This is a genomic window from Allobosea sp. GW821-FHT10B12 (genome assembly GCF_059415545.1).
In genome coordinates, this window is record NZ_JBWKNL010000010.1 from 20,520 (window position 1) to 37,128 (window position 16,609).

Annotated in this window: 16 protein-coding genes; 6 read left to right on the top strand and 10 right to left on the bottom strand. The window is 66.6% G+C overall.

The genetic code is table 11. From position 1 onward, the window contains the following. Positions 1-75: 75 nt before the first annotated feature. Both cimA and cysS read right to left on the bottom strand, forming a co-directional pair. Entirely contained in the window at positions 76-1,731 is a 1,656-nt protein-coding gene (gene cimA, locus AC07O0_RS25720; protein ID WP_494626976.1) for a citramalate synthase, read from the bottom strand. A 197-nt stretch (positions 1,732-1,928) separates the two neighbouring features. After that, positions 1,929-3,398, bottom strand: a complete 1,470-nt coding sequence (gene cysS / locus AC07O0_RS25725) for a cysteine--tRNA ligase (protein ID WP_494626978.1) — start codon at positions 3,396-3,398, stop codon at positions 1,929-1,931. A gap of 381 nt (positions 3,399-3,779) precedes the next feature. On the opposite strand from cysS, the gene AC07O0_RS25730 reads away from it, so the two are divergent. Continuing rightward, positions 3,780-4,109: a hypothetical protein gene (locus AC07O0_RS25730; protein WP_494626979.1), complete on the top strand. Its 330-nt coding sequence runs from the start codon at positions 3,780-3,782 to the stop codon at positions 4,107-4,109. 6 nt (positions 4,110-4,115) lie between these two features. Here AC07O0_RS25730 and AC07O0_RS25735 read toward each other — a convergent pair whose 3' ends face one another. Then, positions 4,116-4,808 carry a hypothetical protein gene (locus AC07O0_RS25735; protein ID WP_494626981.1) on the bottom strand — a complete coding sequence of 231 codons (693 nt, stop codon included), beginning with the start codon at positions 4,806-4,808 and terminating at the stop codon, positions 4,116-4,118. After that, positions 4,796-5,311 carry a CreA family protein gene (locus AC07O0_RS25740; protein ID WP_494626983.1) on the bottom strand — a complete coding sequence of 172 codons (516 nt, stop codon included), beginning with the start codon at positions 5,309-5,311 and terminating at the stop codon, positions 4,796-4,798. The genes AC07O0_RS25735 and AC07O0_RS25740 overlap by 13 nt, the downstream gene beginning before the upstream one ends. Positions 5,312-5,423: 112 nt before the next feature. Between AC07O0_RS25740 and AC07O0_RS25745 the strand changes: the two genes are divergently transcribed. Further along, positions 5,424-5,990, top strand: a complete 567-nt coding sequence (locus tag AC07O0_RS25745; RefSeq protein ID WP_494627185.1) for a GNAT family N-acetyltransferase — start codon at positions 5,424-5,426, stop codon at positions 5,988-5,990. On the opposite strand, the gene AC07O0_RS25750 is transcribed toward AC07O0_RS25745, so the two are convergent. From AC07O0_RS25750 to AC07O0_RS25770, 5 genes are read right to left on the bottom strand one after another with little or no spacing between them, the layout of a single operon-like run. Continuing rightward, entirely contained in the window at positions 5,960-6,493 is a 534-nt protein-coding gene (locus AC07O0_RS25750; protein WP_494626984.1) for a hypothetical protein, read from the bottom strand. The genes AC07O0_RS25745 and AC07O0_RS25750 overlap by 31 nt on opposite strands. 34 nt (positions 6,494-6,527) lie before the next feature. Continuing rightward, positions 6,528-6,749, bottom strand: a complete 222-nt coding sequence (locus AC07O0_RS25755) for a DUF2783 domain-containing protein (protein WP_494626985.1) — start codon at positions 6,747-6,749, stop codon at positions 6,528-6,530. Further along, positions 6,746-8,314 (bottom strand): FAD-dependent oxidoreductase, encoded by a 1,569-nt coding sequence (locus AC07O0_RS25760; protein ID WP_494626986.1) that lies wholly within the window; start codon positions 8,312-8,314, stop codon positions 6,746-6,748. Before AC07O0_RS25760 ends, AC07O0_RS25755 begins: the two co-directional genes overlap by 4 nt. Before the next feature lie 12 nt (positions 8,315-8,326). Beyond that, a complete protein-coding gene (locus tag AC07O0_RS25765; RefSeq protein ID WP_494626987.1) occupies positions 8,327-9,283 on the bottom strand; it encodes an MBL fold metallo-hydrolase in 957 nt (318 codons plus the stop codon). Positions 9,284-9,325: 42 nt separating this feature from the next. Continuing rightward, positions 9,326-10,339, bottom strand: coding sequence for a fumarylacetoacetate hydrolase family protein (locus tag AC07O0_RS25770; protein WP_494626988.1), 1,014 nt, complete (start codon positions 10,337-10,339; stop codon positions 9,326-9,328). A gap of 62 nt (positions 10,340-10,401) precedes the next feature. Here AC07O0_RS25770 and AC07O0_RS25775 point away from each other — a divergent pair, with 62 nt between their 5' ends. After that, entirely contained in the window at positions 10,402-11,487 is a 1,086-nt protein-coding gene (locus AC07O0_RS25775; RefSeq protein WP_494626989.1) for a TRAP transporter substrate-binding protein, read from the top strand. A 176-nt stretch (positions 11,488-11,663) separates the two neighbouring features. Here the strand turns inward: AC07O0_RS25775 and hmgA are convergent, their stop codons facing one another. Further along, the gene (hmgA, locus tag AC07O0_RS25780; RefSeq protein ID WP_494626991.1) at positions 11,664-13,022 is read right to left on the bottom strand and encodes a homogentisate 1,2-dioxygenase; all 1,359 of its coding nucleotides are present in this window, start codon (positions 13,020-13,022) and stop codon (positions 11,664-11,666) included. A 122-nt stretch (positions 13,023-13,144) separates the two neighbouring features. On the opposite strand from hmgA, the gene AC07O0_RS25785 reads away from it, so the two are divergent. From AC07O0_RS25785 to AC07O0_RS25795, 3 genes are all read left to right on the top strand, one after another. Then, a complete protein-coding gene (locus AC07O0_RS25785) occupies positions 13,145-13,633 on the top strand; it encodes a MarR family winged helix-turn-helix transcriptional regulator (RefSeq protein ID WP_494626993.1) in 489 nt (162 codons plus the stop codon). Between the two features lie 211 nt (positions 13,634-13,844). Continuing rightward, entirely contained in the window at positions 13,845-15,035 is a 1,191-nt protein-coding gene (locus tag AC07O0_RS25790) for a DUF2865 domain-containing protein (RefSeq protein ID WP_494626994.1), read from the top strand. 149 nt (positions 15,036-15,184) lie between these two features. After that, positions 15,185-16,513 carry an MFS transporter gene (locus AC07O0_RS25795; RefSeq protein WP_494626996.1) on the top strand — a complete coding sequence of 443 codons (1,329 nt, stop codon included), beginning with the start codon at positions 15,185-15,187 and terminating at the stop codon, positions 16,511-16,513. Positions 16,514-16,609: the final 96 nt, after the last annotated feature.

The following is a 16,609-nucleotide window of genomic DNA, read 5'->3' on the forward strand; positions in this document are numbered from 1 at the left end:
CTGCCCTCGTCTCACCCGGTCGAACCGCCCTCATCCCCTGCCGGACCTTCTCCCCCGAGGGGAGAAGGAGGCTGGCTACGCCGTCGCGCCCTCGCGCATCAGCTTGTAGGTGATCGAGTCGACCAGCGCCTGGAACGAGGCGTCGATGATGTTGGCGCTGACGCCGACCGTGGTCCAGCGCTCGCCGGTCTCGTCGGCCGATTCGATCAGGACGCGGGTCACGGCGTCGGTGCCGCCCTGGAAGACGCGGACCTTGTAGTCGACCAGCCTGAGGCCGCCGATCAGCGACTGGTAGCGGCCGAGGTCCTTGCGCAAGGCGAGATCGAGTGCGTTGACCGGGCCGAGAGCGCTTTCCGCCACCGAGATCAGCGATTCCTCGCCGACCTTCACCTTGACGATTGCCTCCGAGAAAGTGACGAGCTCGCCCAGCGCATTGTAGCGGCGCTCGACATTGGCGGTGAAGCGCTCGATCTCGAAATAGGCCGGCAATTCGCCGAGGATGCGCTTGGCGAGCAGATAGAACGAGGCATCGGCGCCCTCGAAGGCATAGCCCTGCGCCTCCTTCTCCTTCAGCTCCTCCAGCACGCGCGAGAGCCTTGGATCGTCGCGGCCGATGGTGACGCCGATGCGTTCCAGCTCGGCGACGAGGTTCGACTTGCCGCCCTGGTCGGAGACCAGCACCTTGCGGACATTGCCGACCAGATCGGGCGCGACATGCTCGTAGGTGCGCGGGTCCTTCAGCACGGCCGAGGCGTGGATGCCAGCCTTGGTGGCGAAGGCGGAGGCGCCGACGAAGGGGGCGTGGCGGTTCGGCGCGCGGTTCAGCATCTCGTCGAGCGCGCGCGAGACATGGGTGAGCTCGCCGAGTTCGGCCTCGCCGACGCCGAGCGAGAAGCGGCGATTATAGCGCTCCTTCAGCTTGATCGCGCCGATCAGCGTGACGAGATTGGCGTTGCCGCAGCGCTCGCCGAGCCCATTCAGCGTGCCCTGGATCTGGCGGACGCCGGCCTCGACCGCGGCCAGCGAATTGGCGACGGCGCAGCCGCAATCGTCATGGGCGTGGATGCCGAGATTGTCGCCGGGCACGACCTTGGCGACCTCGGCGACGATCCGCCCGATCTCGTCCGGCAGTGTGCCACCATTGGTGTCGCAGAGCACGACCCAGCGCGCGCCGGCCTCATAGGCGGTGCGAGCGCAGGCGAGCGCATAGTCGGGATTGGCCTTGTAGCCATCGAAGAAGTGTTCGCAATCGAGCATGACCTCGCGGCCAGCGGCCTTGGCGGTGGCGACGCTGTCGCGGATGCCGTCGAGATTGTCTTCCAGCGAGATCTCGAGCGCGACATGAACGTGGTAGTCCCAGCTCTTGGCGACGAAGACGATGGCGTCGGCCTTGGCATCCAGCAGTGCCGCAATGCCGGGATCGTTGGAGGCCGAGCGCCCGGCCCGCTTGGTCATGCCGAAGGCGGCGAACTTCGCCCGCTGCGTCGGCTTCTGCGCGAAGAAGGCGGTGTCGAGCGGGTTGGCGCCGGGATAGCCGCCCTCGACATAGTCGATCCCGAGCTTGTCGAGCATCGCCGCAACCGCGCGCTTGTCGTCGAGCGAGAAGTCGACGCCCGTGGTCTGGGCGCCGTCGCGCAACGTCGTGTCGAACAGGTGGATGCGGGCGAGCGCGGCCTCGCCGGCCTTGCGCGGCGCGGCGTCAGCCAATGTGGCGGGGGCTGCAGTGCTCATAGCCTGGACCGCAGCCGGTAGCGCAGTACCTTCGGCATCACCATGGCGAGCATGACGAGCTTCATCGCGATCGAGAGCGAACCACGCTTGCGGATCTTCGGGGTCTGAGTGGTCATTGTGCTTGGTGTTCTTTCAACGGAATGGGGCAACGCCGCGACACGGCAACAGGTTCAAGGCACTCGCTGGGAGGTGAAGCGTCACCGCTTCACCTCCCAGCTGGTCATCAGCTCGCCGGTGGCCGGGTCCTTGCCGTCCATGAGGACAATGCCCATCGCGACGAGCTCGTCGCGGAGGCGATCGGATTCGGCGAAATTCTTCGCCTTGCGGGCGGCCAGGCGAGCGGCGATCGACGCCTCGACCTTTGCCCGCAGGGCATCATCGATCTCGGCCACGGTCACCTCTGGGAGGGCGATGCCGAGCAGAGCAAGGCTCGCCTTCAGGCCGGCATGATCGCCGGCCTTGCGCAGAGCGTGCAGTTCGGCGAGCACCTGCGAGGTGTTGAGATCGTCCGCCAGCGCTTCGATCACGCCGGCAGGAACCTGCCCGACCTCAGCCTCTCCGGCAGCCGCAGCCCAATCCGCCAGTGTCCTCTCCGCCTCCTCCAGCGCCTTCACCGTCCAGTCGATCGGCTGGCGGTAATGGGTCTTGAGCATGGCGAAACGCAGCACCTCGCCGGGCCAGGCCCGCCCGCCGAAGGTGTCGGTCGCCAAGAGCTCATTGATGGTGACGAAGTTGCCGAGCGACTTCGACATCTTCTCGCCTTCGACCTGCAGAAAGCCGTTGTGCATCCAGACATTGGCCATGCGCGGCGCGCCCTCCGCCCCGCCGAAGGCGCAGCAGCTCTGGGCGAGCTCGTTCTCATGGTGCGGAAAGACGAGGTCGATGCCACCGCCATGGATGTCGAAGACGTTCCGGGCGGGATCGTCGCATTGCAGGCCGCCGCCGAACGGCTCGAGCAGCGTCTTCATCGACATGGCCGAGCACTCGATATGCCAGCCGGGGCGCCCGGGCGTCGCGATGCCGGCCGGCGACGGCCAACCCGGATCGATGCCGGCGCGGCTCGGCTTCCACAGCACGAAATCCATAGGATCGCGCTTGTAGGGCGCGACGTCGACGCGCGCGCCGGCTTCCATCTCGTCGAGCGAGCGGCGGGCGAGCGAGCCATAGCGCGGCGCGCCCTTCAGCCCGGCCACGGCCGGAACATGGAAGAGGACGTGCTCCTCGGCGACATAGGCGACGCCACGGGCGATCAGGCGCTCGATGATCGCCTTCATCTCCTCGATATGGCCGGTGGCGCGCGGCTCGTCGTCGGGACGCAGATTGCCGAGCGCATCGACATCGGCGCGGAACTGCGCCGTCGTCGTCTCAGTGACCTTCGCGATCGCCTCATTCAGCGGCAGGCCAGGAAAATCACGCGCGGCGCGGGCGTTGATCTTGTCGTCGACGTCCGTGAGGTTGCGGGCATAACGGACGTGGGCATCGCCGTAGAGATGCCGCAACAGCCGGTAGAGCACGTCGAAGACGATGACCGGCCGGGCATTGCCGATATGGGCGTAGTCATAGACCGTCGGGCCGCAGACATACATGCGCACGTTATGGGGATCGACGGGGGTGAAGACCTCCTTCGTCCGCGTCAGCGTGTTGTAGAGCCTGAGGGTCGGCTGCATCGAAACGGTATCCTGACGAGAAGGCGACAAAAACGGCGTATCCTGGCCGCTGGCCGGGGCGCTGTCTGTCTTTTCGTTGGGACGAGGACGTGAGCAGCCGGCCAGCGAAAGCTAGCGGCAAATAATGCAAATAATGGCGAGGGCTCGCGTCATCCAGCCGTGATGCCTGTCATGTGCGCTTACGTCAAGTGGCAGCTGCGCAACGCTTGCGCGCCATCGCCCTGTCCTCCTGCGATTTCAGCTCTCGCCGCCGCAATGCCGCCACAAGCGCCCGACGGTTTGCGCGCAACCAAGATTGCCATGGTTCACGCAGTCTTAACCATTTGGAACCAGTTTGACATGTCGAAGGTTCAGCCCCGGTCGGGTCTCAGGGACAGTATCATGCGCCGCGCCGTTGCTCTGGTTGGACTCTTCGGAATCCTCGGCGCCGGCCTGTCGCTGGCCATGCTGCCCGCCACCGGCACCGTTGCCGCCCCCAAGGCCGAGCGCACCTATCTGATCCCGGCCGCAGACGGCTACGGCGTCGCCGACTGCATCGCCAGCAAGTCGGAATGCGGCCAGATCGTCGCCGATGCCTGGTGCGAGTCGCAAGGGCACCGCACCGCCACCGCCTATGGCGTCGCCGCGCAGGAAGACTTTACCGGCTCGACCCCGCGCCAGGCCAGCACGACTCCAGCCGAACAGCCGCTGGCGATCACCTGCGGGGGCTGAGACCGCCTATCCGCCTTTGCGCGAACCGGGGCGGTGGGCTTCCCACCAGTCGCATTGCCACTCCTCGTAGCCGAGAAGCAGGCCCTGACGGCGTTCCCGCGTCTCATTCCAACCGCCTTCATGGTCCTCAAAGAGCTGGATGTAAGCGTCTATCCGCCACTGTTCGCCCGGCAACGCAACATAGACGTGCCTGACACCGTCGACACGCTCGCCCCCTGAGATGCGAGGCTTTGGAAGCGGCGTATCGACGATGCGCCTAACGAATCGGCCGTCAGCGACGTATGGATCGAAACGAGCGATGAGTCCGTCGAACCATTCCGACGGATAGGCGTCGCCAAAGACGGCAAGCGGCTTCCTGCCCTCCAGCATGAGGGCGAGCTCGTATTCCGTGTGCACGAGATAGGGAATTTCTCGAAGCGGGCTCCACGGAACGATCTGGACCGGGCCGAGATCGCGAGGAAATGGCAGACCGATCAATCGTTGGATCGCGTCGAGATCCTGACCGTCCAAGTCGTAGACACAGCTGAAATCGGGATCCTCTCCGTCCTCGACATGGAGCACACTGCGAAGGGCATCCAGATCGTCGATCGAGGCGCGCGCCTCCAGAATCGGACAATCCGTCACCGGATCGCGAGCTTGCAGGATGAAGCGACGGGCGCCGCCAACCGCAGACGCCCTGTCAATTCTCATCTCACCCATTCCGAGCATTTCGCCACGTCGCCACTGCTGCCCCAGGGCATGATCGGCACGCTCGAGGTCGAATTCTGCGGCGAGCCGTCGATCAGCTTGTCGGTGTAGACCATGTAGATCAGCACGTTGCGCTTGGCGTCGCAGCCGCGCACGATCTGCATCTTCTTCCAGATCAGCGAGCGACGTTCGCGGAAGACGACATCGCCCTGCGAGGCCTTTTCCTTGAAGCGGATCGGCCCGATCTGCCGGCAGGCGAGCGAGACGTCGGAGACCTCCTCGGCGACGCCGAACATGCCGGAAACGCCGCCCTTCTCAGGCACGGTGTAGTGGCAGGCGACGCCCTCGACGACCGGATCGTCGACGCCATAGACGGCGAGCTTGTCGTCCGGGGTCAGCATCTTCCAGACTGTCGACTTCTTGAAGATCAGGTCCTCCTGCGCCGCGGCCGGCGCGGCGACGCCGGCGAGCGCGAGCACTGCCGAAGCAGCGAGAAGACAACGACGAAAGCTCATTCAGATTCTCCCAGAGCGTTCCCGAGGGACAGCCGGCAGGATATGGGATGGCGCGCCCCGCCGCACCAGTGCAGGCGGCCCGATAGGCGGATAACGCGACAAGGTGACGATCATGCTGCCGGAGCTGGAAACCGAGCGTTTGCTCCTGAAGCCGCGGACCGTGGCCGATCTGGATTTCATCGCCGCCCTCAACGCCGATCCGGAGGTGATGCGCTATATCGCGGCCATCGGCGACCCGGCGATGGGTCGCGAGGGCGTCGCGGCCCGCAGCTTCCTCCATGTCGAACGCGGGCTCGGCTACTGGACGGTATTCGCCCGTACGAACGAAGCCGCGGCGCTCGGCTATGTCGGGCTCATTCCGGACAGCGACGACCCGAACCAGGCCCAGGTCAGCTATCGCTTCGCCACCCGTCATTGGGGACAGGGCTTCGCCCGGGAGGCAGTGAGCCGGCTGCTGCGCTACGGCTTCGAGACGCTCGACCTGCCGGAAACCCTCATCGTCACGCATCCGCAGAACGCATCATCGTTGCAGCTGGCAACGCGGCTCGGCTTCGAGCCTGACACGACGCGGGCTGCACCGGCCATCGGCAACCCGCCGGTACCAGCCGCCTGCTTCCGCCAGACCCGCGCCGCCTGGCGCGAATACGGTCAGGCGACCACGGGCTTGAACGCCAGGTAGTAGGCCGCGATCGCGCCGACGAAGCCTAGGCCGGAGAGGACGAGCTTCAGCCGGGTGAAGCCGCTGGCGAAGGCGACCGTCCCTTGATCCACCGTGGGGTAGCGATCGAGCAGGCGCGCGATGGCGAGGTTCTCGGCGACATCGCAGAGCCCGCCGAAGAGCCAGCCGCCGCCGCAGAGCGCCGCCACCCACCAGGGATAGCCGCGCATCGAGAGGCCGGCGACGATCAGGGCACCGACGACGGCGTAGACCAGCGCAAAAGCGAGGTCGGCCGGCAGCAGCTTGTTGCGGTAGATCGCCCGGCGCTCGGGGCCGTAGAGCGAGAACAGCTTCTCGACGTCGTCCTTGGAGAAGCCGTTGAAATCGCTCTCCAGCGCCCGGTCGACCTTGAGGCTGCGCGCCCAGAGCCAGGAGAGCAGCAGCGTCAGCACCACCAGCGCCGGGCCCCAGAAGAAGAAGCGAAGCGGGATCAGGGTGGAATAGAAGGTCGGCAGCTCTTCCATTTGGCTCACGGCTCCAGGCGTCGTGAGCCGGAGCCTAGCTTGCCTCGCGCGCCAGCGCCACGGCTTCGCGAAGAACCTGCTCGTCGCCGATGTGATTGGCGAGGATCAGCACGAGCCGGGCATTGAGCGCAGCGCTCGCCCGCTCATCCAGATTGCGATGCGCCTGCGTCAGCAGCCGGAAGGCGGCATCGGGATCGGCGAAGCGCGATTCGCGCGCGAGGCCGCCTGCGGGAGCCATGCTGGCCGCGGCATTCATCCCCTGCCCTCCATCCGCTCGATCGCAGCATCGATCGCAGCGCGCTTCGGCTCGCGGAACCGGGCCGCGACATGCCCGTCCGGCCGCAGCAGCACGGCCGACCCACGCTCCAGCCCATAGCGCTGGCGCAAGGCGCCGTCACCGACAGCCGGCTCGATCGCGAGGACGCCAGCAGGTGCGAGCGCTGCCGCACCTTCGCCAAGCAGGATCGCCTGCCCCACCGAGAAGGCCTCGCTCAGCCAGGCGCATGAAGCGCCGGCGAGCGGCGCATCGAGGAAGGGCGCGCCCGGCGGCAGGCCGGCGTCCCAGCCATCGTCATCCACGCAGAGCGGCGAGTCCGCATAGGCCGAGGGTAGCGACAGCCGGCCGGAATTGACGAAGCGCTTGGCGAAGCCGGTCAGCGGCGCCAGCGACAGCGCCGCCTCGCGCAGCAGGCGCTCGCCCGGCGAGCGCGGCGCGATGAAGTCGGTCGCCCGCGTCGAGTTGAGGATGTTCTCGTCGGCGGCGGCGACGCGCTCGCTGTCATAGCTTTCGAGCAGCGCGGCGGGACTCTTGCCCTGCACCACCAGCGCCAGCTTCCAGCCGAGATTGTCGGCGTCCTGGACGCCGGAATTGGCGCCGCGTGCGCCGAAGGGCGAGACCTGATGGGCGGCATCGCCTGCAAAGATCACCCGGCCATGCAGGAACTGGTCGAGCCGCCGGCACTGGAAGCGGTAGACCGAGACCCATTCGAGCGCGAAGTCGGCATGGCCGAGCATGCGCTCAATCCGCGGGCGCACGATCTCCGGCTGCTTCTCATGGTCCGGATCGGCATCGGGGCCAAGCTGCAGGTCGATGCGCCAGATGTCGTCCGGCTGCTTGTGCAGCAGCGCCGACTGGCCGGAATGGAAGGGCGGATCGAACCAGAACCAGCGTTCGGTCGGGAACGGCGCGGTCATCTTCACATCGGCGATGAGGAAACGGTCCTCGAAGGCCTCGCCGCGGAATTCCAGGCCGAGCAGGCTACGCGTCGGGGAGCGTGCCCCGTCGCAGGCAATCAGCCAGTCGGCATTCAGCGAATAATCGCCTTCCGGCGTGGCGATGGTGAGCTTCGCCCCATCCTCGCGGTTGTCGAGGCCGGCCAGGCGATTGCTCCAGCGCAGATCAACCAGCGGCTCGGCGAGCACGGCCTCGACCAATGCCGCTTCGACATAGAATTGCTGGAGATTGATGAAGGCCGGCTGCTTGTGACCGCCCTCGGGCAGGAGGTCGAACTCGTACAGCTCAGTCTCACCGCGGAAGACCCTGCCCTTCTGCCAGGTCACGCCTTTCTCGACCATCGCCTGGGCGAGCCCGAGCCGATCGAAGATCTCGAGCGTGCGCTTGGCGAAGCAGATGGCGCGCGAGCCTTCGCCGATCCGGTCGGCATCATCGATCAGCACGACCGGAACCTGCCGGCGCGCCAGATCGAGCGCCAGCGTCAACCCGACGGGACCTGCGCCAACGATGACGACGGGGTGCCGGGCGGGGGCCGGCGCATCCTGATCAGCGCTGCGGCGATAGGCGAACTGGCGGAAGGGCTGCATGCGGCGATGCCTTCAGCCCCGCAGGTCCAGCCACATCTGGCGGTCGCGCTCATCGGTCCAGATGCGCGGATGGTCGAGGCCGCCGGCCTCGTCATAGGCGCGGGTGACGTTGAACGGCAGGCAGTGCTCGAAGATCACCCAGTCGCCATAGGACGGCTTCAGCGTCTCATGGACGCGCTCGAAGGTCTCGCGCAGCGAGCGGCCGGCGGCGACATGGTCCTTCACCGCCTCGAACAGGTCGGAGAGGAAGGCGCGCGTGCCCTTGATGCCGTCGGCGACCATGCCGCGATTGGTCAGCGCCGCGCCGCGGCCCGGCACCATGGCGGCGGGGGCGAAAGCGGCGAGCGCATCGAGCGTCGTCGGCCAGTCGGTGAAATGCGCGTCGCCGCAATAGGGGGTCGCGCCGTATTCGACGAGGTCGCCGGCGAAGATCACATTGGTGTCGGGCATCCAGGCGACGATGTCGCCGGCGGTGTGGCCGCGGCCGAGCCTCATCAGCCGGACCTCGCGGCTGCCGAGCCAGATCGAGGCGTTGTGCGAGAAGGTCGTGGTCGGCCAGGTCAGGCCCGGGCGGATCGAGTCGGCGCCCTGGAACAGGCGGGGAAAGCGGCCGATCTCGCTCGCCTTGTCCTCCTCGCCACGCTCGACGATCATCGCCCGCGCCGCATCCGATGAGACGATCTCCTTCGCGCCATAGGCGGGAGCGCCGAGCACGCGTACGGCGTGGTAGTGCGAGAGCACGACATGGCTGACCGGCTTGTCGGTGACCTCGCGCACCTTGACGATGACGCGCTCGGCCATGGTCGGCGTCGCCTGCGCGTCGAAGACGAGGACGCTGTCGTCGCCGACGACGATGCCGCTATTGGGGTCGCCCTCGGCGGTATAGGCGTAGACGCCCTTGCCGATCTCGTCGAAGGAGACGGTCTTCTCGCCGAGATCGGCGGTGGAGGCGAAAGCGGGGGAGGACATCGTCAGGACCTCATTCTTGTTTGACGGCAGGCGCGGCGAGCGTCAGCCCGCATGCGGCAGGATGTCCTGCTCGATCGCGCCGAAGATCGAGTGGCCGGCGGCGTCCTTCATCTCGATACGGACGCTGTCGCCGAAGCGCAGGAACGGCGTCTTCGGTGCGCCGTGCCGGATGGTCTCGACCATGCGCTGCTCGGCGATGCAGGCATAGCCGAGCCCGCCTTCCGAAACCGGCCTGCCTGGCCCGCCATCGGCGTCGCGGTTCGAGACCGTGCCGGAACCGACGATCGTACCGGCGACGAGCGGGCGGGTCTTGGCGGCATGGGCGATCAGCACGCCGAAGTCGAAGGTCATGTCGACGCCGGCCTGCGGCTTGCCGAAGGGCTTGCCGTTGACCTGGGCGAGCAGCGGCAGGCTGAGCTTGCCGTCCTTCCAGGCCGAGCCGAGCTCGTCGGGCGTCACCGCCGCCGGCGAGAAGGCCGAAGACGGCTTTGATTGAAGGAAACCAAAGCCTTTGCCCAACTCGTTCGGAATCAGATTCCGCAAGCTCACGTCATTCACGAGCATGACGAGGCGGACGAGGCCCCTCGCCTCCTCGGGACTGACGCCCATCGGCACGTCGCCGATGATCACCGCGATCTCGGCTTCGAGATCGATGCCGTAATCCTCGCTCGCCAGCTTCACCGCCTCGCGCGGTCCGAGGAAGGAATCGGAGCCGCCCTGGTACATCAGCGGGTCGGTCCAGAAGCTCTCGGGCATCTCGGCGCCCCTTGCCTTCCGGACCAGCTCGACATGGTTCACATAGGCCGAGCCGTCGACCCACTGATAGGCGCGCGGCAAAGGCGAGGCACAGTCATGCTCGTGGAAGCGGAAGGACGGCACCGAACCGTGCTCGAGGCTCTCGGCGAGATCGGCGAGCCGCGGCGCGCAGCGATCCCAGTCGTCGAGGGCCCCCTGCAGCGTCGCGACCACCGGGAAGGCGTCGGTCGCGCGGGTCAGGTCGTTCGAGACGACGACGAGGCGGCCATCCCGGCCATGCATGAGGGATGCGACTTTCATCTCTTTTCAATCCTCGCCGAACAGTGATGATGGCAGCAAATCTGTCCCCGGGAGGAAAGTCCATGCAACGCCGTACGTTTTTGAAGACGGGCGCGCTCGCCGCGGCCGCCGCGCCGATCGCGATGCCCGCGATCGCGCAGTCGATGCCCGAGGTGAAATGGCGCTTGACCTCGAGCTTCCCGAAGCAGCTCGACACGATCTACGGCACCGCCCAGCAGTTCGCGAAGTTCATGTCGGACGCCACCGACGGCAAGTTCCAGATCCAGACCTTCTCGGCCGGCGAAATCGTGCCCGGCCTGCAAGCGCTCGACGCGGTCACCTCCGGCACGGTCGAATGCGCGCACACGCCGACCTATTTCTACGTCGGCAAGGAGCCGGCGCTCGGGCTCGGCACCGGCATCCCCTTCGGCCTGAATGCCCGCCAGCAGCACAGCTGGTGGTATTTCGGTGGCGGCGAGCAGGTCGTCAACGGCGCGCTCGCCAAGTTCAACGCCTACTCGATCCCCTGCGGCAATTCCGGCTGCCAGATGGGCGGCTTCTTCCGCAAGGAGCTGAAAACGGTCGACGACCTCAAGGGCCTGAAGTTCCGCATCGGCGGCATGGGCGGAGCGGTGCTGGCCAAGCTCGGCGTGGTGCCGACGCAGATCGCAGCCGGCGACGTCTATCCGGCACTGGAGCGCGGCACGATCGACGCGGCCGAGTTCGTCGGCCCCTATGACGACGAGAAGCTCGGCTTCGTGAAGGTCGCGCCCTATTACTACTATCCCGGCTGGTGGGAGGGCGGCGCCATGCTGCACCTCGTGATCAACCAGGAGCAGTGGAACAAGCTGCCCAAGCACTACCAGGCGATCGTGCAGAACGCCTGCGAAGCCGCGAACAACTGGATGCTGGCGAAGTACGACTTCGTCAATCCGGGCGGCCTGCGCAAGCTGATCGCCCAGGGTGCCCAGCTCAAGGCCTTCCCGCAGCCGATCATGGAAGCTTCGCTCAAGGCGGCCGAGGAGTACTACGCCGAGACCTCCGCCAAGAGCGAAGCCTTCAAGAAGGGTTATGAGTCGATGGTCGCCTTCCGCGGCGAGAACCTGCTCTGGTGGCAGGTGGCGGAACTCTCCTACGACGCCTTCATGAACCGGCTGCGCAGCCGGTAGGCCGCGACGCTCCCGCACACCGTCATGCTCGCCCTTGTGGCGAGCATCCACGTCTTGAACACCACCTTCGACGAAGGAAGACGTGGATGGTCGGGACAAGCCCGACCATGACGGAAAAGGTGCACCCAAGGATTCCCGGTTATTCACTTCGCGAAGCCCCGGAATCACGGCACCTCTCACCACGCCTCACGCTTGTTCGGGTCGAAGCGCTTCTTCAGCCCGCTCCAGCAATCGGCGTAGTTGTCCTGCAGTTCCGGCAGGCCGGCGGCATAGCCAGTCAGCCGCTGCGGGAACCTGGTCTCGAACATGAAGGCCATGGTGCCGGTGAGCTTCACCGGCTTCAGCTCCACGGTCGAGGCATGCTCGAAGGCCTGCGCATCCGGGCCGTGCGACAGCATCATGTTGTGCAGGCTGAAGCCGCCGGGGGTGAAGCCCTCGGGCTTGGCGTCGTAGACGCCATAGATCAGCCCCATGAACTCCGACATGATGTTGCGGTGGTACCAGGGCGGGCGGAAGGTGTTCTCCGCCACCATCCAGCGCTCCGGGAAGATGACGAAATCGATATTGGCGGTGCCGGGCGTCTCGGAGGGCGCGGTCAGCACGGTGAAGATCGACGGGTCGGGATGGTCAAAGGAGATCGCGCCGACCGGCGAATAATGCCGCAGGTCGTATTTGTAGGGCGCGTAATTGCCGTGCCAGGCGACGACGTCGAGCGGCGACTGGCCGACCTCCGTCGAGAACAGCTCCCCGCCCCACTTCGCGTAAAGGGTCGAGGGCTCCTCGATGTCCTCATAGGCGGCGACGGGCGTGAGGAAGTCCCTGGGATTGGCGAGGCAGTTGGCGCCGATCGGCCCGCGGTCGGGCAAGGTGAAGCCGCCGCCATAGTTCTCGCAGACATAGGCGCGCGCCGGCCCGCCCATCAATTCGACGCGGAACATCACGCCGCGCGGGATGATGCAGATCTCGCCCGGCTCGATCTCGATGATGCCGAACTCGGTGAAGAAGCGCAGGCTGCCCTCCTGCGCGACGACGAGATACTCGCCATCGGCGTTGAAGACGTATTCGCGCTCCATCGAAGCGGTGACGAAGAGCATGTGCGCGGCCATGCCGGCCTGGGAGTCGGCATCGCCGGCCGTGGTCAGGGTGCGCAGGCCGGTGAGGAAAGTGAGCTTTTCCTGCGGCACCGGGATCGGGCTCCAGCGCAACTGGCCGAGCGACGGCTTCGTCTCGTCACGGCAGGGCGCAGTCCGCATCAAACCCTTGTCGACCAGCGTCCAGCGGCCGCCATGCTTGACGCTCGGACGGATGCGGTAGAGCCAGGAGCGCTCGTTCGTGGAGCGCGGCGCGGTGAAGGGCGAGCCGGAGAGCTGCTCGGCATAGAGGCCGTAGGCCGCCTTCTGCGGCGAGTTGCGGCCGACCGGCAGCGCGCCCGGCAGGCTCTCGGTCTCGAAGGAATTGCCGAAGCCCGACATGTAGCGGCGCCCGCCCCGGACCTGCTCGCCGAAGCTCGACTGAACCGTGGTCTGCACGTTCATGGCTGGCCTCCTCCCGATGCGTTTCCGATCTTCGCCGCTTTGACAGATGCTGCCGTTCGGTAATGATCTGGCTGCAGCCGCCGGCGGCCTTCTGTCACTCCAGTTAGTTACATGTGCAACTAATGTCAACGAAACAAAAGCCTGAAGACCGCTCCCTGCATCTCGAGCAGTTCCTGCCCTACCGGCTCAACGTGGTCGGCTTCTTCGCCAGCCGGGCGCTCGGCCGCGTCTACGGCACGCGCTTCGGCATCGGCATCCCGGAATGGCGGGTGATCGCGCAGCTCGGCGAGTTCGGGCAATTGACCTCGCGCGACATCGGCGAACTCTCGCAGATGCACAAGACCAAGGTCTCGCGCGCCGTCTCCGAGCTCGACAAGCGCGGGCTGGTGACGCGAGCCGAGAACCGGGCCGACCGGCGCGAGGCCTTCGTCGCCCTCACCGCCGCCGGCCAACGCATCTACGCCCAGATCGTGCCGCTGGCGCTCGCCTTCGAAGAGCGCTGGGTCGAGGGAATCTCGGCCGATGAGCTGCGCGTCTTCGAGCGCGTTCTGGCGGTACTGACCGAACGCGGCCGCCATCTCGCCGGGGCCTACCAGACCGAAGAGGCCTGACCTCAAAAGACTGTGATACGGGAGGCGGGATTTGCCGCCCGGAGCACGATATGCGATGCGCAAGGCCTTCCGGGCGGCACCTCGAATCGGCTCTCACGGACGATCTGACGCGTACCTCCTTAGTTCCGTCGCGTTTGTAGCATGTGCTTTGCCGGTGCAGGCGGCCGACGCCGGCATGGGACGAGTCACAGGGATAGCAACTCTGCCTTCGATGATTTTCGCTTCGCTCCGACGCGCGCTCGCTCCGGCGCTGGCTTTCGCCGCGCTCTCGGGAGCTGCATTGGCGCAGTCGCCGGCTTGCGACAACTGGCGCGCCGAACTCTCCAGCCTGCAGGGCCAGCGCGGCGGCGATGCCCGTGCCGCCCAGGCGGCACAGCGCGTCGCCGGCCAGCTGGCGCAGCTCTCCAGCCAGTACCGGGCGATGGGCTGCGACCGCGGCGGCTTCCTGTTCTTCGGCGAGCAGCCGCCGCCGCAATGCGGCGGCATCCGTGCCCAGCTCGGTGGGCTGCAACAGCAATATGCCCAGCTCCAGCAACAGGCCCAGGGCGGCGGCGTCGAGCAGCGCCGCGCCCAGCTCGCAGCGCTGATCAACAACAACTGCCGGGCGCAGCCGCGCGGCTTCTTCGAGACGATCTTCGGCATCGAGCCGCGCCGCGGCGAGATCGATTCGACCCTGCCCGAGCTCGACCCCGACGAGCCACGCGAGCCGACGGAGGGCGGAGCACGCCAGGGCGGGCCCTATTCGGTCTGCGTTCGCAGCTGCGACGGCTATTTCTTCCCGCTCGCCAACAGCCCGGGCGGGCGTGAGAGCCAGGACGAGATGTGCCAGTCGCTCTGCCCCGGCAGCGAGACGCTTGCCTATGGCATGAGCAATGGCGGCGACATCCAGAACGCGGTGGCGCGCAGCAGCGGGCAGCCCTACTCGTCCCTGCCGAACGCACTGAAATACACCCGCAGCTTCGACGCGTCCTGCACCTGCCGAGCCCCCGGCCAGAGCTGGGCCCAGGCACTGCAGAACGCCGAGCAGATGCTCGACCAGCGCAAGGGCGACATCATCGTCACCGAGCAGCGCTCGCAGGAAATGTCGCGGCCGAAGCCCGAGCAGCCGCCGCGCGGCAAGAAGGGCACCGCCAACGCGGCCGAGGCCAAGCCGGCCGGCCCGGCGCCGACCACGCTCCAGGCCGCCCCCGGCGACGAGCCGACACCGGACGCCAATGTGCCGACTGCCAGTACCGAATCGGCCGGCGTCGGCCCGCAGCGGATCGACGGCGAGAAGACGCTGCAGCAGGGCGACGGGCTGAAGCGCGAAAGCAAGAGCGTCACCGGTGAGCGGCGCACCGTGCGGATCGTCGCACCGAACCTCGCCCCCAATCTCGGCACAGGCGCGACCGCGCGGCCGTGAGGGCAGCGCTTCCACGCGCCGCTATGCACTGGAAGCAACTCAGACCAAATTTCTCGCTGCTGCCTCGCGAGGAACGCAAGGGTTAGATCAGCGTTCTGCCGTCGGCGCCCGCTGCTGCTCGCGCCGCCTTTTCGAGCGCGGAGCGAGCCATGTCGGAGCCAGCAATCGCCACCCCTGCACCCCATGGCATGGACGTCGCCGATACGGCGCGGCGCCTGAAGGCGATCTTCATCGGCTCGGTCGGCAATCTGGTCGAGTGGTACGATTTCTACGCCTACACCGCCTTCGCGCTCTACTTCGCGCCGAAATTCTTCCCCTCGCATGATCCGGTGGTGCAGCAACTCAATGCCGCCACGCTGTTCGCCGCCGGCTTCATCGTGCGGCCGATCGGCGGCTGGCTCTTCGGCCATATCGCCGACCGCTATGGACGGCGGCTGTCGCTGACCATCTCCGTGCTGATGATGTGTTTCGGCTCGCTGATCATCGCAGTGACGCCGACCTATGAGACGATCGGCTTCGCCGCGCCGACCCTCCTGGCGCTGGCGCGCATCATCGAGGGCCTGAGTCTCGGCGGCGAGTACGGGGCGAGCGCGACCTATCTCACCGAGATCGCCCATCCCGATCATCGCGGCTTCTATTCGAGCTTCCAGTACGTGACGCTGATTGGCGGACAGCTCACCGCGATCCTGGTGCTGCTCCTGCTGCAGAACGTCTTCCTGACGCATGAGCAGCTGGTCGACTGGGGCTGGCGCGTCCCCTTCGTCATCGGTGCCCTGCTCGCGGTCACCGCCATGTACATGCGCCGCGACATGCACGAGACCGACTCCTTCGTCGCAGCCAACAAGGCCGGCAAGACACGGGAAAGCTCGCTGCGCGGGCTGCTGAAATACCCGCGCGAAGTCGCGATCGTGGTCGGGCTGACGGCCGGCGGCACCGCCGCCTTCTACACCTTCACCACCTATATGCAGACCTTCGTCAAGCAGACGGTCGGGCTCTCCGACATCGTCACGACCTATGTGATCGCCGGCTCGCTGATCTTCGCCTCGCTCCTGCAGCCGCTCTACGGCATGCTGTCCGACCGGGTCGGCCGCAAGCCGCTGCTGATCTTCTTCGGCATCGCCGGCACGCTGCTGACCGTGCCGATCCTGTCGGCGCTGGAGCAGACCAAGTCGCCCTTCGTCGCGTTCCTGCTGATCTCCGGCGCCTGGATCTTCGTCGCCGGCTACACCTCGATCAACGCGGTGGTGAAGGCCGAATTGTTCCCGACCTCGATCCGCGCCACCGGCGTCGCCGTGCCCTATGCGCTGACCGTCTCGATCTTCGGCGGCACCGCGCCGGCGATCGCGCTGTTCTTCAAGCAGCAGGGCCACGAGCAGTGGTTCTACTACTACCTCTCGGCCGTGATCTTCATCTCGCTGCTGGTCTATTCGACCATGCGCGACACCAAGCACGAATCGGCGATGCACCGGCACGAGTGAGGCAGAGACCGAGCACCAGGCTCCGGACAGGCGTCGACTTTGCGATGCCGGAATGCAACGCCGGGGCAACGCTGAGCCATCACCCTCACCGAAGAG